We start from the raw sequence: 15,820 nt of genomic DNA, 5'->3' as shown, positions 1-15,820 counted from the left end.
CGCCCATGGAAGTTTCAGTAGGTGAAGCAATAGCGACACTAGGGATGAAAGGTTGAGTTTGTCAAGCATCGGCAAGCCGCGGCGCCGGGGCGGGCCGTGACGCCCCGGAGCGGTCGCGACGCCCTGGGTGCGCTGCGACGCCCGGGGTGGGCGGGAGCCGGTCCGCGAGGCACCATGGGAGCGGACAGCTTCCCGGACCGGGAGGAGGCCTGCTGATGTCCACCTGGCACGACGATTCCCCGCGGGACCCGGGAGGCGACGCGGAGGTCCTCCGGATCACCACCCTGGCGCTCCCGGGGACGGCCGTGGTCTGCCGTCTCGAAGGGGAAGCGGACCAGGAGCAGCGACAGAAGCTGGAGAACGCCCTCACCGAGGCGGTGAAGGCCGGCCAGCCGCGGCTCGTCGTCGACCTGGCGGGCCTGTCCTTCTGCGACTCCTCCGGCCTCAACGCCCTCCTGCAGGCCCGTCAGGACGCCGGGGCGGCCGGCATCCGGCTGGTCCTCGCCGCCCCCGCGCCACTCGTGAGGCGGCTGCTGGAGATCACCGGCACGGACCAGGTGTTCACCGTCCGGGACAGCGTCCACGCCGCCCTCGCCTCCACCGGCCCGGACACCGGCTGAAGCGGCCGTGAGCCCACCCCTGGGGCGGGGCGGGCGGCGCCGCCGGCCGGCGCCGCCCGGCCGTTTCCGGCCGCGAACGCGGGGCAGACGCGCGACCATGGACCAGTCCCAGGCACCGGTACTCGAAGCCCTCGCGGCCTTCCACGCCAATCCGCTCACCGCGTTCACCCCACCCGGCCACAAGCAGGGCCGCGGCGCCGACCCCCGAGTCCTGCAGGCGCTCGGCCCGGACGTCTTCCGGGCGGACGTGCTGGCCACCGGAGGCCTGGACGACCGCCTGGACTCGCGCGGCATCCTCCAGCACGCCCAGGAACTGCTGGCCGAAGCCGTCGGCGCCGACCACACGTTCTTCTCCACCTGCGGCAGCTCCCTGTCCGTGAAGGCCGCGATGCTGTCCGTCGCGGGCCCGCACGAGGAGCTCCTGGTCGGCCGGGACGCGCACAAGTCGGTCGTCGCCGGGCTCATCCTCGCCGGGATCCGCCCCATCTGGGTCGACCCGCAGTGGGATCCCGACCTGCACCTGGCGCACCCGCCGTCCGCCGACTCGTTCCGGGCCGCCCTGGCCCGGCACCCGGACGTCCGGGGCGCGCTGGTCACCTCGCCCACCCCGTACGGGACGTGCGCCGATCTGGCGGCGATCGCCGAGGCGTGCCACGAGCACGGCAAACCGCTGATCGTGGACGAGGCCTGGGGCGCGCACCTGCCCTTCCACCCGCGGCTGCCGCGCTGGGCGATGGACGCCGGCGCCGACGTGTGCGTCACCTCCGTCCACAAGATGGGCTCGGCCCTGGAACAGAGCTCCGTCTTCCACCTGCAGGGCGACCTCATCGACCCGGCCGTCCTCTCCCAGCGCGAGGACCTGCTCGGCACCACCAGCCCCTCCACGCTGGTCTACGCCGCGCTGGACGGCTGGCGCCGCCAGATGGTGCAGCACGGCCGCACCCTCTACGACCACGCACTCGACCTCGCCGACACCGTCCGCGGCCGCATCGACGCCCTGGAGGGCATGCACGTGCACGGGCGCGAGGACTTCTGCGGGCCCGGACGCGCCGCCGAGTTCGACCCGCTCCAGGTCATCATCGACATCTCCGCCCTGGGCACCAGCGGCTACCGGGCGGGCGACTGGCTGCGCTCCCACCACCAGGTCACCCTCCACGTCTGCGACCACCGCCGGATCAGCGCCCAGCTGACCCACGCCGACGACACCACGACCACCGACGTCCTGCTGCGAGGCCTGGCCGAACTCGTCGAGGTAGCCCCCGACTTGCGGCCCGCGCCCGCCGTCCGCATCCCGGACCCCGAGCAACTGCGCCTGGAACAGGTCCTGTTGCCGCGCGACGCCTTCTTCGGCCCCACCGAGCAGGTGCCCGTCGAAAAGGCGGCAGGGCGGATCGCCGCCGAGATGCTCACCCCGTACCCGCCCGGCATCCCGGCGGCCCTGCCCGGCGAGCGCCTCAACGACGACGTCGTCGACTACCTGCGCAGCGGAGTCGAAGCGGGCATGCTCGTCCCGGACAGCGCCGACCCCCGGCTGGCCTCCGTACGCGTCGCCGTCGAGAGCTGACGGCCGAAAACCCATGCCGCCCCACCCGGACCCCGCCCGCAACCCGGACCCCGACCAGGGCCCCGCCCCGGCACGGCACCACGGGGCACGCCGCGCGGACGAGGCCGGGCCCGCCCGGGCGGGGCTCGATCGGACCGGGGTCCTGGCCCGGCAGATCACCGCCGCTCTGACGGCCGCCGACCACACCGTCGCCGTCGCCGAATCACTGACCGGAGGCCGACTGGCCACCGTCCTCGCGGACGCCCCCGGCGCGGGGCGGGCGTTCCTCGGCGGTGTCGTCGCCTACGCCACCGACCTGAAGAGCACCCTCCTGCACGTCGACGCGACGCTGCTCGCCGAAGAGGGGCCCGTCCACCCGGAGGTCGCCGCCCAGATGGCCCAAGGGATCCGCAGCATCACCGGCGCCACCTACGCCCTCGCCACGACCGGTGTCGCCGGCCCCGCCCCGCAGGACGGCCGGCCGGTGGGCACCGTCTACATCGCCCTCGCCGGCCCGCACACCACGGCGACAGCCGAACCGCGCCCGCGCACCGACCGGCGCGAAACCATCCAGGACGACACCGTCGTCGCAGCCCTGCAACTCCTCCACGACCTCCTCCGGCCCGGCAACGCGGCCCGCCCCCCGTGACGGCGTCGGTGGCGCACCCCCTCCGGCGGTGCCCACACTGGTATCCGGCCCCGCGCCCGAGCCGTCGCCACCCGAACCACCGGCGGTGCCCGGGCCTTCGACCCCAGGAGCAGCCGACGCATGCCCCCACAGCCAGACCGCCCCGCCCCCGGCCGCGACGAAACCCCGGAGGAACGCGCCGACCGGCTGTGGAACGAGATGCTGCAGGAAGTCCGCGTCTGCCAGACCGGCGCCCAGATCCTCTTCGGGTTCCTGCTCAGCGTCGTCTTCACCCCCCGGTACCGCGGCCTCCCCACCTTCGACCAGCACCTCTACGTCGCGACCGTCTTCCTCGGCGCCCTCGCCACCGGCACCCTCATCGCACCCGTCGCCTTCCACCGCCTCCTGTCCGGCCACGGCATGAAGCCCGAACTCATCCACGTGGCCGGCCGCCTCATCGCCGCCGGACTCGTCCTGCTCGCCCTCACCATCACCGCCGCCCTGCTGCTCCTGCTGCGCACCGCCACCGACCTGTCCGCCGCCGCCTGGGTCCTGACCGGGGCGGCCGCGCTGTGGTTCGCCGTCGGCTGGCTGGTCCTTCCCCGGTACGTCCTGAGGCGCGGCTCCCGTACGGGCAGCGGATCCGGCCCCCAGGGCCCGCGGGCCGGAGGCGGCACGCGCTGACGCGGCGCGGCCACGGCCCCGTGTCCGGCCCGGCGCGGGTCGACCACCCGCGTGCAGCAGCCCGCGCGGCGGACGGCGGCGACCCGCACCAGACTCGCCCCGGGAACCCGGCCGCCGCACCGGTCGCCCCGGCCCCGGAACCCGAAAGGAGCACCACCCGCCGTGATGAGTGACCAGCACACCCCGCAGGACCCGACAAACCAGCACCCCCAGCCGCCGTTCCCCGAGCAGTCCCAGCCGCACCCCGGCAGCGACGCGGCCATGCGGCCGGAACCCGACCACGGCGAGACCGGCTACCGCGGCACCGGCCGCCTGACCGGGCGCGTCGCGCTGATCACCGGCGGCGACTCCGGCATCGGACGGGCCGTCGCCCTCGCCTTCGCCCGCGAGGGCGCGGACGTCGCCTTCTGCCACCTGCCCGAGGAGCAGGCCGACGCCGACGAGACCGCCCGCCTGGTCGTCGGCGCAGGCCGGCGTGCCGTCGCCGTCGCCGGCGACCTGCGCGACGAGGACTTCTGCACCGATCTCGTCGCCCGCTGCACCGGGACGTTCGGCCGCCTCGACATCCTCGTCAACAACGCCGCCTACCAGATGTCCCGACCCGACGGCCTCGCCGCGATCAGCACCGAGCAGTTCGACCGGGTCATGAGGACCAACCTGTACGGCATGTTCTGGACCACCCGCGCCGCCCTGCCCCACCTGCGCCCCGGTGCCTCGATCATCAACACCGCCTCCGTCCAGGCCTACAAGCCCAGCCCCCACCTGCTGGACTACGCGATGACCAAGGCCGCGATCGTCGCCTTCACCCAGGGGCTCGCGCTGCAGCTCGCGCCCGACGGCATCCGCGTCAACGCCGTCGCGCCGGGGCCGGTGTGGACACCGCTGATCCCGGCCACCATGGACGACGAGAAGGTCGCGCACTTCGGTGAGCAGTCCCCGCTGGGCCGCGCCGCCCAGCCCGCCGAGATGGCGCCCGCCTACGTGTTCCTCGCCTCCCAGGAGTCCTCCTACATCACCGCCGAGATCCTCAACGCGACCGGCGGCACCCCCCTGCCCTGACCTGCCCACCTCCCGGGCGCCGCGCCTCCGCACGCGCCGGCCCGTGCGGGCGGCGGCCGCGGAGACCCCGGTGGCTACGCACCGGGCGGTTTCACGGGCGGCCGTGCGCCCCGCCGTGCGGCCGTACGGCCGGGCAGGCGAAGGACCGCCGTGCCGATGGCCAGCCACATCGCGGCGAGCAGCCAGCCCCCGAGGACGTCCAGCGGCCAGTGCACGCCGAGGTAGACCCGGCTGAGGCCGACCGAGACCGCGAACACGGCGGCGACCGTGACGGCGCCGGTGGTGACGGCGCCGCCGGTGACCCGGCCCACCGACGGGCGGGCGCGGGCGACGCAGACGGCGAGCAGGCCGGCGCAGACCGCCGAGGTGAAGGCGTGCCCGGACGGGAAGGAGAATCCGGCGGCGGTCGTCCCCCATGACGCCCGCGGCGGCCTGGGGCGCGCGAAGGCGTGCACCAGCCCCAGGCGCAGGAGCTGGCCCGCGACGAGCCAGAGCACGGGGGCCAGCAGCACCGGGACGGCCCGGCCCGGTGGGCGCGCGGCGGGCCGGGCCCGCACGGTGACGTAGCCGGCGGCCAGGGCCAGGAGGTAGGGCGCCACGCCGGAGCCCAGCGACGTGACGGCCACGGCGGCCGTCCGGGCGGCCGGCGGCCGGTGGGCCGCGCTCCAGTCGACCGCCGCCCGCTCGAAGCCGAACGGTGCCCAGCCGCGGGTGCCCAGCAGCACGGCGAGGGCGGTGAACAGCAACCCGGCCGCGACGGCGGCGGCCGGCCACCCGCGCGCCGGGCCGGCTACGCCGCGAGCCACTGGTGCCACGGGCCGGCCGCCGGGCCGGAGGCGGTGGTCGGGGTGCGGAGCGCGCCCGGTCGCGGCCGCGGGCCGGACGGATCGACGGCCCGGTTCGACGGGTGGCCCATGGCGTTCGGCGCCTTTCTCGGGGGACTGGTTCCGGCCGAGCCCCTCGACGGGTCGCGGGGGCGTGCCGCTCCCATGCTCGGACGGCGGGCCGCCCGGTGGCCCGCAGCCACGCCACGGCCGCCACGACGGCCGCCACGACGGCCGCCACGACGGCCGCCACGACGGCCGCCACCACGGCCGCGGGGACGACCGCGGGGACGACCCCTTCCACGACCGCGGGGACGACTACAGGACGTGCGCACGGTGGCACGCGGCGGACGGCGACGCGTTTGATCGGGCCCGCAGCGGTTAGCCGCGCCTGTGGCCCGGATCAGTGTCCGGGGCCGTCAGGACGCTTGTCAGTGCCGCGTGGTGGAGGAGCTGGTAATGAAGGTTTCCGACTATGTGCTCGAACGACTGCGTGACTGGGAGGTCGAGCACGTCTTCGCCTACCCCGGCGACGGCATCAACGGGCTGCTCGCGGCCTGGGGCCGGGCCGAAAACCGCCCGGTCTTCGTCCAGGCCAGGCACGAGGAGATGGCCGCGTTCGAAGCGGTCGGCTACGCCAAGTTCTCCGGCCGCACCGGGGTGTGCGCGGCGACCTCCGGACCGGGCGCGATCCACCTGCTCAACGGCCTGTACGACGCCAAGCTCGACCACGTCCCGGTGGTGGCGATCGTCGGCCAGACCGACCGCACCGCCATGGGCGGCTCCTACCAGCAGGAAGTCGACCTCCTCAGCCTCTACAAGGACGTGGCCTCGGAGTACTGCGAGATGGTCACCGTCCCCGCGCAGCTGCCCAACGTGCTGGACCGCGCCATGCGCATCGCCGCCACCCGTCGGACGGTGACGGCGGTGATCATCCCGGCGGACGTCCAGGAACTCGACTACGAGCCGCCGGCGCACGCGTTCAAGCAGGTCCCCTCCAGCCTCGGCGTCCCGCACTACGCGCCCGTGCCGGCCCAGGACGACCTGGCCCGGGCGGCGGAGGTCCTGAACGCGGGCGAGAAGGTGGCCATCCTGGTGGGCCAGGGCGCCCGGCACGCCCGGGCCGAGGTGGAGCGGGTCGCCGACCTGCTCGGGGCCGGTGTGGCGAAGGCGCTGCTGGGCAAGGACGCGCTGCCGGACACCCTGCCGTACGTCACCGGCGCGATCGGCCTGCTCGGCACCCGCGCCTCGTACGAGCTGATGCGCGACTGCGACACCCTCCTGGTGGTGGGATCCAGCTTCCCGTACACCCAGTTCCTGCCCGAGTTCGGCAAGGCCAGGGCGGTGCAGATCGACCTCGACCCCGCCATGATCGGGCTGCGCTACCCGTTCGAGGTCAACCTCGTCGGCGACGCCGGCGAGGCGCTGCGGCGGCTGATCCCGCTGCTGGAGCAGAAGACGGACGGCGCCTGGCGCAAGACGGTGGAGGACAACGCCGCCCGCTGGTGGGAGGTCATGCGGCGGCGCGCCGAGGTGAGCGCCGATCCGATCAACCCCGAGTACGTGGTCCACACCCTGGACGCGCTGCTGCCCGACAACGCGATCCTCGCCGCGGACTCCGGCTCCGCCGCCAACTGGTACGCCCGCCACCTGCGCTTCCGCGGCGCGATCCGCGGCTCGCTGTCCGGCACCCTGGCCACCATGGGCCCCGGCGTGCCGTACGCGATCGGCGCCAAGTTCGCCCACCCCGACCGGCCCGCGATCGCCATCGTCGGCGACGGCGCGATGCAGATGAACGGCCTCGCCGAGCTGATCACCGCCGCCAAGTACCACCACGAGTGGTCCGACCCCCGCCTGATCGTCGCGGTGCTGAACAACCACGACCTGAACCAGGTCACCTGGGAGATGCGCGCGATGCAGGGGGCCCCGCAGTTCGAGCCCTCGCAGAGCCTGCCCGACATCCGCTACGCCGACGTCGCGACCCTGTTCGGCCTGTACGGCGCCCGGGTCGAGCGCCCCGAGGACGTGGAACCGGTGTGGCGTCAGGCGCTGGCGGCGGACCGGCCGTTCGTCATCGACTTCCGGACCGATCCGGCAGTGCCGCCGATCCCGCCGCACGCCTCGTGGGACCAGATCAAGGCGGCCGCGCTGTCCGTGCTGAAGGGCGACAGCGACCGCGGCTCGGTGGTGCGCCAGGGCGTCAAGGCCAAGGTGCAGGAGTTCCTGCCCGGCCACGGCGGGAACTGAGCGAGGTCCGGCGACCGCCCCGCGGCCGGGCCCGGGCCCGCTCGCGGGGCGGCCGCCGGTGCCGCACCCGGAGGAGGAGACATGATCACACCCCTGCGCGAACTGCTGCGCCGCGAAGCCCGTACCTACAGCGGCGACGACGACCGTCCGCTCGCCGGCTACACCGGCCTGATGGCCGCCTACTCCGGTGCCGTCCTCGGCGCGGCCGCGCTCGCCCGGGCCGCCCGCCGGGAGTTGCCGCGCCCGGGCCCGTGGGACGTCACGCTGACGGCGCTGGCCACCCATCAGCTTTCCCGCCTGATCACCAAGGACCCCGTCACCAGCCCCCTGCGGGCCCCGTTCACCCGGTTCAAGGGCACCTCCGGCCCCGCCGAACTGGACGAGGAGGTCCGCGGCACGGGCGCGCGCAAGGCCATCGGCGAACTGGTCACCTGCCCGTTCTGCACCAGCCTGTGGATCGCCACCGCCTGCACCGTCGGCTCCGTGTTCGCGCCGCGCGCCACCAGGCTCGCCACCGCCACCCTGGCCGCCCTGAGCGTCGCCGACTTCCTGCAGTACGCCCACGCGGCCGCCCAGGACGCCGCGGAGGGGACGTCCTGACGGACGCTGTGCCCCCGGCGGCCCCGGAACGCGAGTGACGGGCTCGAACGCGGCACCTTCACCGGTTCGAGCCCGTCACCCTGGGCGGCCCCGCGATCAGCTGCGTCGCCGGCGCCACAGGACCGTCGCGAGCGTGCCTCCCGCCAGGGCCACCACCGCGACCCCGGCACCGACCCGCAGGCCCCGCTCCGCGCCGGGCCGCGTCGCCACGACCAGCGTGGTGCCGTGGCCCCCCGCCTCGTGCCGAACCGAACCGACCGCCGAGCGCGCGCTCTTCACGGCCCCGGCCAGCCCCCTCCGCGCCAAGGCCTCGGTCCGGCCGCCGGCGCGCCGTGCCTGGGTGGCGGCGGCCGTCGCGCACGCACGGACCCGGCTGCGGGCCTCGCCCGCGTGGGCGTCACCGAGCTGCGCGCCGATGGCCTGAGCGGTCCTGCGCAGCCCGGCCTTGGCGTCGAGCAAGGGGATTCCCACCGCCTCGTGGGCCTGGGACCGGCCGGCTCCGGCACGAGTGGACGTCCCGGTGGAACCGTCGGGGAGAGTCATGATGACCTGCCTTCCGTTCGTCGACGAGTGCCAACCTCGTTTTTCCGCTCCGGGCCGGACCAAACCGGTGTCCCGGTGGGGCGTCTGCCGGCGGGCGGCAGGACCGGTCGGCTCCGGGGTCGGCTACCGGTCGGCGGTGAGCTTGCCGGCGGCGCCCCAGTTCTCCGCCGGGTACTCCTGGATCCACACGAACACGCTCTCCGCGGGCACCTCCAGCGCCTCCACGAAGGCCTCGGTGACCTTCTTGACGAGTTCGCGCTTCTGCTCGACCCCGCGCGGGCCCTGCTGAATGGTGACGATCGGCATCTTCGGCTCCTGACCGGTTCTTCCGCCGGGCTTTCCGGCTGGGACCAGTCCACCCGATCCGGCCGCGCGCACCCAGACCCGATTCGCTCTCCCAGCGATCACGAATCCTGATCGTTCCAGGCCGGGGGCGTCCGGCGGCAGGCTGCCAGGAGCAGCCGGGGGAGCGGGGCGGAGCGCCGCACGGCGATCGAGGTCGGCAGGGCCAGCGCGGTGCGGCAGGGGCGGAACGCGACCCGCGGGGTGTGCGTCATCCGGGCGTTGGCGGCGTACACCACCGTCCACATGGGGGCTCCGGTGCCGATCGAGGCGAGGGTGTCCTGCAGGGTGCCGAGCGCCGGGCTGAGGATCGGCTGGAAGCCGGCCTGCGCGCAGGCTTCCGTCACCAGGTCCACCAGCGCCGGGTGGTTGCGGCGTTCGGTCAGCCGCAGCGGCAGGCCGGCGAGGTCGGCGAGGTCGACCTCGGGCTGGTCGGCGAGGGCGTGCCGGGCGGGCAGTGCGAGGACCAACTCGTCCTGCCGGACGGGCAGGAAGCGGAGTTCGGCGCCGCTGCCGACGACGGCGCCGCGCACGAACGCGGCGTCGAGGCGCCCGTCCGTCAGCCGGGCGAGCCGTTCCCGGACCGGGGCGGAGTGGAGTTCGACGCGTACGCCGGGGGCGCGCCGCTGGTACGTGTCCAGGATCAGGTCGAGCCTCTCGCCGAGCCCGGTGATGGTGCCGAGCCGGAGCACGGCGGCCGCGGCCGGCTCGGCAGCCAGGTCGGCGGCGAGGGCGCGGGCCGCGTCCTCCGCCGCCAGGACGTCCCCGGCGGCGGTGAGGAAGCGCCGGCCGGCCGGCGTCAACCGGACGTGCCGGGGCGAGCGGTCGAACAGCTGGACCTTCAACTCCCTCTCCAGCCGCCGCACTTGCTGACTCACGGCGGGCTGGCCGAGCAGCAGCTTCTCGGCGGCCCGGCCGAAGTGCAGTTCCTCGGCGACGGCCACGAAGCAGCGCAGCTGCCGAAGTTCCATCCGATCCACCCCCTGCTCGACAGGCCGACGGGTCCATGATCGCAGGCCATGGGGTGCGCCGGGCCGCCGGTGGGAGTCCTAAGCGGCCGACAGGGACCGGGCCGGCGAGGGGGTGAGCAGGGCCCGGCGGTCATCCTCGCTGAGACCGCCCCACACGCCGTACGGCTCCCGGGTGGTGAGGGCGTGGCTGCGGCACTCCCGGCGGACGGGGCAGCGGGCGCAGACGGACTTCGCCGCCTCCTCGCGTGCCTTCGCGGCGCTGCCGCGCTCGTTGGAGGGGTGGAAGAAGATGCTGCTGTCGACGGTGCGGCAGGCTCCCTCCAACTGCCAGTTCCAGTGGTGCGTCTGGGCTCCGGGGAGGCGGGATATGTCGGTCACGGCGACGCCTTCCGAACGAGGTGGTCGATTCCGTGCCTTCGTCTAACCGTGATGGGCCGGGTTCATGCCGCCCCGCCGCCGCCCCCTTCGGCCCCGGCCACCAGGGCGGATGCGGCCCGTCGGGGGCCCGGTGCGGTCCGGGGGCGAGCCCGTGCGGGCGGCGGGTGCCGCATGCGGGCTCAGGATGCGGGCAGGCGACCGCTGCTCGTACCTGAAGGGAGGGCTGCATGTCGAAGATCCGCGGAGTGGGATGGGCCCGGCGACTTCCGGTCGGCGCGGGGATCCGCGCCGGACGGAAGTGGGCCAAGGAGCACCTCGAGACCCTGGGCTGGAACCGCGACGCACCGGCGGCTGCGGACGCGGTGGTCCTGGCGGTGTCCGAACTGATCACCAACGCCCACGTCCACGCCCGCAGCGACGCCGAGTTGGTGCTCACGTGGGACGGAAGCTGTCTCCACCTGAGCGTCCACGACCACAGCCCCCGGCTCCCGCAGCCCCGCGCTGCCGGGCCCGACGCGGTCGGCGGGCGGGGCCTGGCGCTGGTCGACGCGCTGGCCGACCACTGGCACACCCGGCTGCAGGGGGACGGCAAGACCGTCACCGCTTGCTTCCACCCGCCGGTGGACGGGCCCGAGCCGACGGCCTGACCCGGCGGCCCGGACCAGCGGCCCGACCTGACGGCCCGGACCAGCGGCCCGGCCCCGTAGGGCCGCGCCGCAGGTCGGTGCGTCAGGAGGCGGAGTGCCCTGCGGGGGCGGTGTCGTCCTCGGTGCTGTCCGCGGCCGCCGGTTCGGGGGCGCGAGGCGCGGCACGCTGTTCGGCGGTGCGGCAGGTGCTGCACGTCTGCCAGGGGGGCCGCGGGTGGCCGGGGTCGGTGGACCGGTGCGGCGCGAGGGTCATGTCGGAGGTGTCCAACCCGCACAGGGTGAGGGGGCCGCAGGCGCCGGAGGGCTCCGCGGGCGCGGTGTGTGCGCGGCGCACCGGGTTCTCGGGGTCTGCCGGTGTGCGGTCGGGGCCGAGCAGCCGGACGTTGGTCGGCGTATCCGGTTCGAGCACGATGACGGTGTCCATCTCTTCAACGTGGCCCCGGGAGCGCGCCGCTGCACCCGCACGGTGCCATCCGGACCAGCGGGGCCCCCGGCCGCAGCGCCCGCGTCGGAGTGCGCGTCGGCCGCCGGTGCCGCAGGGTGGGCGGATCAGCCTGTTCGCCGGAGGCCCTAGTGGGCCCCTGGCCGTCTGCCGTGATGAGGTGACTCCGTGCCTGGTCGGTCGACACCGGCGTTCACCGCCGTCCGTCCTCGGGGGCAGGCCGCTGCCGGCGCCCCCGCGCCCGCCCGCCGCCGTCAGGGGCCCGCAGCCGTCGGGGCACGGGGCGACGGCCGGTTGTCCGGCTTCACCCGGATGGGGCACTGACCATGACCACGACCTCCCGTCCCGTCGCTTCGGGCTACCTGCTGTGGCTGCGCGGCCCGTCGGGGGCGCTCAGCGCCTCGCCGGTCGCCCCGACCGGCCGCCTCGGCCCGGCTGGGCACCCGCTCTACACCGGCTGCGACGGGCGCCTCCTGGTGGAGATCACCGAGGAGGGCCGTCACCGCGCCCTCGCCCGCCCCACGCACACCCGCATCCTGACCGTCGCGCGCGTGGGGTGAACGCTGCCGACCGCTGCCGGACCCGAGGCCCGGCAGCGGTCGGCGGCGTGTCGGCGCGTCAGCGCAGGAGGGTGGCGAGGAGTTCGGCGATGGTGGGGCCGGCGTCGGCGGGGTGGCGCAGGGGTTTGCTGGTGGCGACGCTGTAGTGGTTGGTGCGGCCCAGGCGCTCGTGGCTGAGGTACCCGGCCAGTTCGAGGTCGGCGATGATGCGTTGGACCGCCCGTTCGGTGAGGAGGCACCGGGTGGCGATGTCACGTACGCGGATGCCAGGGTCGCGGGCTATCTGGACCAGCACCCGGGCGTGGTTGGTCAGGAAGGTCCACTGCCGTTCACTCGCCGTACCGTTCTCCATCCCTCTACGATAGAACCCCTGTTTCACGACTGCTGAAACACGACATGTGATTCGTGCAATGGTTGACACGTTCGGCAACCGGGTGAAAAGTGGAGCAACCCCGGCTCACGCCGACTCCGCACCGGATCCGTGCGGCGGCCCGCTGTCTGGAGATGGTTCCGTGGACCCGATGAACAGGCAAGCCCTGGAACGGCTCACGTCCCTGCTCGCCGAACGGATCGGCGCATCCGGTGAGAGCGCCGAGGACCGCAGCCGGATCGAGCTGCTGCGCCGGCAGGTGAGCCACGCCGTCACCGGCATGGACGCCTACCTCAGCGCGGTCGAGGCGGGCAGCAGCACCGTCGTCGGGCTGCGCGAGCAGGCCCTCGACCTGTGGCAGGGCCTGGAACGCATCGCGTCCGCGTGGCCGGAGCCGGGCACCGGGGCAGCGGCCTCCGCCGCCGAGGTGCGGGTGCCCGCGCAGGCCGGCCCGTGAGGCGAGGGGAAACCCGGGAGGAGACGCCGGGGAGACGGTGAGGAGGAGATGACGGTGCTTCCCTGCCTGAAGTCGGAAACCGTCCGCTGCGGCGACGCTCTCGTGTGCTCCTTCGCCGGGGACATGATCATCGACGGCGGCCCGCTCGCCGCCGAGGCCCTGGGCGCCGCTCTGGACCAGCGGCCGGCCCTGCTCGCGGTCGACCTGGCCGGAGTGGACCTGTTCACCTCCACCGGCCTCAACCTGCTCCTCGAAGCCCGCCGCCGCGCCCTCGACGACCGCATCCGGTTCGTGCTGGTCGCCCCCTCCCCGAGGACGGTGCGCGTGCTGGAACTCACCGGGACCGCCCCGCTGTTCCCCGTGCACGCCACCGCCGAGGACGCCGTCCGGCACCGTCCGCCGGGTACGGCACCCGGCTGAGCGCATGGCCCCGGTCCGACCGGGTATCCGTCCCGGTCCAGAGACGAGATCCAACCGAAGCAGTTCGGGGCCGCCATGGACACCGACACCCATCCCGCACCGGCGCGCCGCCATCGGCAGCTGCCCTTCGCCGAGGACGCGATGCCCGTCAGCGAAGGCCTGGCGTTCATCCGCCGTGCCCTCGCCGACTGGCACCTCGTGGCCGAGCAGGCCGGGCAGGACGCCCAGCTCGTCGCGGCGGAACTGCTCACCAACGCCGTCCGGCACGGGGGCGGCGCCCTCGCCCTGGACGTCGTCCAGCGCCGCACCCGGCTGCGGATCTCCGTCACCGACCCCGGCCCGGCCACCGACCTGCCCCTCCCGGAGGGGCACCGGCCGGGTCAGATCGGCGGGTACGGCCTGGTGATCATCGACCGCCTGGCGCTGCGCTGGGGCGTGTTCCCCGAGGGCCCCGGCAAGACCGTGTGGGCCGATCTCCTCCTGGCCCCCGAAGGGCCCGTCTGACGGGGGCCGCCCGGCCGGGTCGACAGCCGTCGCCCGGTCACGTCGCGGTGGCCAGCCAGGCGGTCACGGCCGCGGCCGCGAAGAGCCCGGCGTTGAGCGTGATCCGTCGGTCCTCGCCGGTCAGGTGCACGGCGACCGCACCGAGCTGCAGGAGGACGAACCCGATGGCCGCGGCCGGCGCCGGCGCGGGGGCGACGCCGGTCAGCGGCGGCAGGAGCAGCCCGGTGGCGCCGACTGCCTCGACCGTCCCCAGCGCCCGGACCGCGGGCAGGGGCACGCGGTCGACCCAGGCCATCATCGGTCGGAGCCGGTCCCGGCTGCGGAGCACCTTCATCGCACCCGCGTAGGCGTAGAAGAGGGCGAGGGGCGCCGCGACGATCCAGTAGGCGATGTTCATGGTTCCCGTCCGTGGTGTCCCGCTCGTGGTGCCGGTCGGCGGTTCTCGTCCTCGGTTCTCGTGCGGTTCCCGTGCGTGGTTCTCGTGCGCGGTCCTCGTTCACGTGGCCGGTTCGGTCGCGTAGCGGCCCATCGCGTCGAGGTTGGCCCGGGGCGACAGCGGCCGGCCGTCGGCCAGCGCGTCCCGGAGATCCCGGAAGTACTGGACGTACAGGTCGGGGGTGAACACGCTGAGCATGACGGCGGGCTGGTCCGTCAGGTTGGCGAAGGTGTGCGGGGCGCCGGGCGGAACCACCACCAACGTGCCGGCGGGGGCGGCGTAGTGCTCCTCCCCGACGGTGAACTCCACGGCGCCGGACAGGACGTAGAACGCCTCGTCGTGCCGGGCGTGGCGGTGCTGCGGCGGCCCCTGGGTGTGCGGGGCGAGGAGGGACTCGGTGATCGCGAGGCGGTGGCCGGTGTGGCTGCCGTCCTCCAGGACGCGCATGCGCGTGGGGCCCAGGAGGATCGTCTCGCCGTCGCCGGGGCCCACCACTGATACGGCGGGGGCGGCCTGCGCTCCGTTGGTCCGCGACTCGTCGGACTTCGCTTCTTCGGTCATGCCCACGAGTGCACCGCCGTAGCCCGGCCGCTGTCCAAGACCTGTTCCGTGAGGCCGATACCCCCTGGGTATCGTTGCGGCGTGGAGCTACGCACCTTGCGCTACTTCGTGGCCGTCGCCGAGGAACTCCACTTCGGCCGGGCCGCCACCCGACTGCACATCAGCCAGCCGCCGCTGAGCCGGGCGATCAAGCAGTTGGAGGCCGACATCGGTGCCCTGCTGTTCACCCGCTCGCCCACCGGCGTCACGCTCACGCCGGTGGGCTCGGTCCTGCTCGACGAGGCGCGGGCCCTCCTCGACCACGCCGACCGCCTCCGCGCACGGGTCGGCACCGCGGCCGGCACCGCGGCCATCACCGTCGGCCTCCTGGGCGACGGCACCGACCCCGACACCACCAGGCTGGCCGCCGCCTACCGCCGGCACCACCCCGGCGTCGACATCCGCATCCGCGACACCGACCTGACCGACCCCACCTGCGGACTGCGCGCCGGGCTGGTCGACGTCGCCCTGACCCGGGCGCCCTTCGACGAGACCGCCCTGACGGTACGTGCGCTGCGGACCGACCCGGTCGGCGCGGTCCTGCGCGCCGACGATCCGCTGGCCCGCCGCGACCGGCTGCACCTGGCCGACCTGGACGGCCGCCGCTGGTTCCGGTTTCCGCCGGGCACCGACCCCGCGTGGCAGTCCTACTGGAACGGCGGCAGGCCACGCGAGGGCCCGGTGGTGCGCGCCGTCCAGGAGTGCCTGCAGGCCGTGCTGTGGAACGGCACGGTCGGCCTGGCCCCGCTCGGGCCGGACCTGCCGGGGGAGTTGACCGTGGTGCCGCTGGTCGACATGGCGCCGAGCCGCGTGGTGGCGGTGTGGAACGACGGCGACGCCAACCCGTTGATCCGGTCCTTCGTCGAGATCGCGACGGCCGCGTACCGCCGCCCTTGAATCGATGCGGCGGACGGAATTCCTTCCGACCGACGGCCGGTCTATTTG

22 protein-coding genes are annotated in these 15,820 nt (G+C 74.6%); 13 read left to right on the top strand and 9 right to left on the bottom strand.

What is annotated here, in order from left to right:
- Window positions 1-215 precede the first annotated feature (215 nt).
- From IF30_RS43390 to IF30_RS0109865, 5 genes are all read left to right on the top strand, one after another.
- Window positions 216-620 carry an STAS domain-containing protein gene (locus IF30_RS43390; RefSeq protein WP_051709649.1) on the top strand — a complete coding sequence of 135 codons (405 nt, stop codon included), beginning with the start codon at window positions 216-218 and terminating at the stop codon, window positions 618-620.
- A gap of 97 nt (window positions 621-717) precedes the next feature.
- Window positions 718-2,184, top strand: a complete 1,467-nt coding sequence (locus tag IF30_RS0109880) for an aminotransferase class I/II-fold pyridoxal phosphate-dependent enzyme (protein ID WP_030234951.1) — start codon at window positions 718-720, stop codon at window positions 2,182-2,184.
- A gap of 13 nt (window positions 2,185-2,197) precedes the next feature.
- Window positions 2,198-2,812 carry a CinA family protein gene (locus IF30_RS0109875; RefSeq protein ID WP_078891265.1) on the top strand — a complete coding sequence of 205 codons (615 nt, stop codon included), beginning with the start codon at window positions 2,198-2,200 and terminating at the stop codon, window positions 2,810-2,812.
- 120 nt (window positions 2,813-2,932) lie between these two features.
- On the top strand, window positions 2,933-3,475 hold the full coding sequence (locus tag IF30_RS0109870; RefSeq protein WP_051709646.1) for a DUF6328 family protein: 543 nt from the start codon (window positions 2,933-2,935) through the stop codon (window positions 3,473-3,475).
- Window positions 3,476-3,640: 165 nt separating this feature from the next.
- Window positions 3,641-4,534, top strand: a complete 894-nt coding sequence (locus IF30_RS0109865) for an SDR family oxidoreductase (RefSeq protein ID WP_030234943.1) — start codon at window positions 3,641-3,643, stop codon at window positions 4,532-4,534.
- Between the two features lie 74 nt (window positions 4,535-4,608).
- On the opposite strand, the gene IF30_RS0109860 is transcribed toward IF30_RS0109865, so the two are convergent.
- Window positions 4,609-5,340, bottom strand: a complete 732-nt coding sequence (locus IF30_RS0109860) for a phosphatase PAP2 family protein (protein WP_051709643.1) — start codon at window positions 5,338-5,340, stop codon at window positions 4,609-4,611.
- 477 nt (window positions 5,341-5,817) lie between these two features.
- Between IF30_RS0109860 and IF30_RS0109850 the strand changes: the two genes are divergently transcribed.
- Both IF30_RS0109850 and IF30_RS0109845 read left to right on the top strand, forming a co-directional pair.
- The gene (locus tag IF30_RS0109850; protein WP_030234938.1) at window positions 5,818-7,605 is read left to right on the top strand and encodes a thiamine pyrophosphate-requiring protein; all 1,788 of its coding nucleotides are present in this window, start codon (window positions 5,818-5,820) and stop codon (window positions 7,603-7,605) included.
- Window positions 7,606-7,686: 81 nt separating this feature from the next.
- A complete protein-coding gene (locus IF30_RS0109845) occupies window positions 7,687-8,205 on the top strand; it encodes a DUF1360 domain-containing protein (RefSeq protein ID WP_037899446.1) in 519 nt (172 codons plus the stop codon).
- Between the two features lie 96 nt (window positions 8,206-8,301).
- Here IF30_RS0109845 and IF30_RS0109840 read toward each other — a convergent pair whose 3' ends face one another.
- The 4 genes from IF30_RS0109840 to IF30_RS0109825 all read right to left on the bottom strand — a co-directional run bounded on the left by IF30_RS0109840 (window position 8,302) and on the right by IF30_RS0109825 (window position 10,439).
- Window positions 8,302-8,676: a hypothetical protein gene (locus IF30_RS0109840; RefSeq protein ID WP_158834894.1), complete on the bottom strand. Its 375-nt coding sequence runs from the start codon at window positions 8,674-8,676 to the stop codon at window positions 8,302-8,304.
- A gap of 195 nt (window positions 8,677-8,871) precedes the next feature.
- Window positions 8,872-9,054: a 4-oxalocrotonate tautomerase DmpI gene (gene dmpI / locus IF30_RS0109835; RefSeq protein WP_030234927.1), complete on the bottom strand. Its 183-nt coding sequence runs from the start codon at window positions 9,052-9,054 to the stop codon at window positions 8,872-8,874.
- Between the two features lie 98 nt (window positions 9,055-9,152).
- Window positions 9,153-10,061, bottom strand: a complete 909-nt coding sequence (locus IF30_RS0109830) for a LysR family transcriptional regulator (protein ID WP_051709640.1) — start codon at window positions 10,059-10,061, stop codon at window positions 9,153-9,155.
- A 78-nt stretch (window positions 10,062-10,139) separates the two neighbouring features.
- Entirely contained in the window at window positions 10,140-10,439 is a 300-nt protein-coding gene (locus tag IF30_RS0109825) for a WhiB family transcriptional regulator (protein WP_030234922.1), read from the bottom strand.
- A gap of 227 nt (window positions 10,440-10,666) precedes the next feature.
- On the opposite strand from IF30_RS0109825, the gene IF30_RS0109820 reads away from it, so the two are divergent.
- Window positions 10,667-11,086, top strand: coding sequence for an ATP-binding protein (locus IF30_RS0109820; RefSeq protein WP_030234919.1), 420 nt, complete (start codon window positions 10,667-10,669; stop codon window positions 11,084-11,086).
- Window positions 11,087-11,168: 82 nt separating this feature from the next.
- Here the strand turns inward: IF30_RS0109820 and IF30_RS0109815 are convergent, their stop codons facing one another.
- A complete protein-coding gene (locus tag IF30_RS0109815) occupies window positions 11,169-11,510 on the bottom strand; it encodes a hypothetical protein (protein WP_030234917.1) in 342 nt (113 codons plus the stop codon).
- Between the two features lie 344 nt (window positions 11,511-11,854).
- On the opposite strand from IF30_RS0109815, the gene IF30_RS0109810 reads away from it, so the two are divergent.
- The gene (locus IF30_RS0109810) at window positions 11,855-12,088 is read left to right on the top strand and encodes a DUF6296 family protein (RefSeq protein ID WP_030234913.1); all 234 of its coding nucleotides are present in this window, start codon (window positions 11,855-11,857) and stop codon (window positions 12,086-12,088) included.
- 58 nt (window positions 12,089-12,146) lie between these two features.
- On the opposite strand, the gene IF30_RS0109805 is transcribed toward IF30_RS0109810, so the two are convergent.
- Entirely contained in the window at window positions 12,147-12,440 is a 294-nt protein-coding gene (locus IF30_RS0109805) for a helix-turn-helix transcriptional regulator (protein ID WP_030234910.1), read from the bottom strand.
- 169 nt (window positions 12,441-12,609) lie between these two features.
- On the opposite strand from IF30_RS0109805, the gene IF30_RS0109800 reads away from it, so the two are divergent.
- The 3 genes from IF30_RS0109800 to IF30_RS41225 all read left to right on the top strand — a co-directional run bounded on the left by IF30_RS0109800 (window position 12,610) and on the right by IF30_RS41225 (window position 13,839).
- The gene (locus tag IF30_RS0109800) at window positions 12,610-12,915 is read left to right on the top strand and encodes a hypothetical protein (RefSeq protein ID WP_158834891.1); all 306 of its coding nucleotides are present in this window, start codon (window positions 12,610-12,612) and stop codon (window positions 12,913-12,915) included.
- Between the two features lie 48 nt (window positions 12,916-12,963).
- A complete protein-coding gene (locus IF30_RS43385) occupies window positions 12,964-13,335 on the top strand; it encodes an STAS domain-containing protein (RefSeq protein ID WP_051709637.1) in 372 nt (123 codons plus the stop codon).
- A gap of 75 nt (window positions 13,336-13,410) precedes the next feature.
- Window positions 13,411-13,839 carry an ATP-binding protein gene (locus tag IF30_RS41225; RefSeq protein ID WP_051709634.1) on the top strand — a complete coding sequence of 143 codons (429 nt, stop codon included), beginning with the start codon at window positions 13,411-13,413 and terminating at the stop codon, window positions 13,837-13,839.
- A gap of 37 nt (window positions 13,840-13,876) precedes the next feature.
- Here IF30_RS41225 and IF30_RS0109785 read toward each other — a convergent pair whose 3' ends face one another.
- Together IF30_RS0109785 and IF30_RS0109780 are read right to left on the bottom strand one after the other, a co-directional pair.
- Window positions 13,877-14,236, bottom strand: coding sequence for a DoxX family protein (locus IF30_RS0109785; RefSeq protein WP_030234896.1), 360 nt, complete (start codon window positions 14,234-14,236; stop codon window positions 13,877-13,879).
- 99 nt (window positions 14,237-14,335) lie between these two features.
- Window positions 14,336-14,836, bottom strand: coding sequence for a dimethylsulfonioproprionate lyase family protein (locus tag IF30_RS0109780; RefSeq protein ID WP_030234894.1), 501 nt, complete (start codon window positions 14,834-14,836; stop codon window positions 14,336-14,338).
- A gap of 81 nt (window positions 14,837-14,917) precedes the next feature.
- Between IF30_RS0109780 and IF30_RS0109775 the strand changes: the two genes are divergently transcribed.
- On the top strand, window positions 14,918-15,772 hold the full coding sequence (locus IF30_RS0109775; RefSeq protein WP_234322651.1) for a LysR family transcriptional regulator: 855 nt from the start codon (window positions 14,918-14,920) through the stop codon (window positions 15,770-15,772).
- The last annotated feature ends 48 nt before the right edge of the window (window positions 15,773-15,820 follow it).

Origin of the sequence: Streptomyces sp. NRRL S-350 (assembly GCF_000719705.1) — a bacterium.
Classification (GTDB): domain Bacteria; phylum Actinomycetota; class Actinomycetes; order Streptomycetales; family Streptomycetaceae; genus Kitasatospora.
The sequence above is the reverse complement of the archived record's forward strand: the minus strand, read 5'-3'. Positions and strand labels throughout refer to the sequence as shown.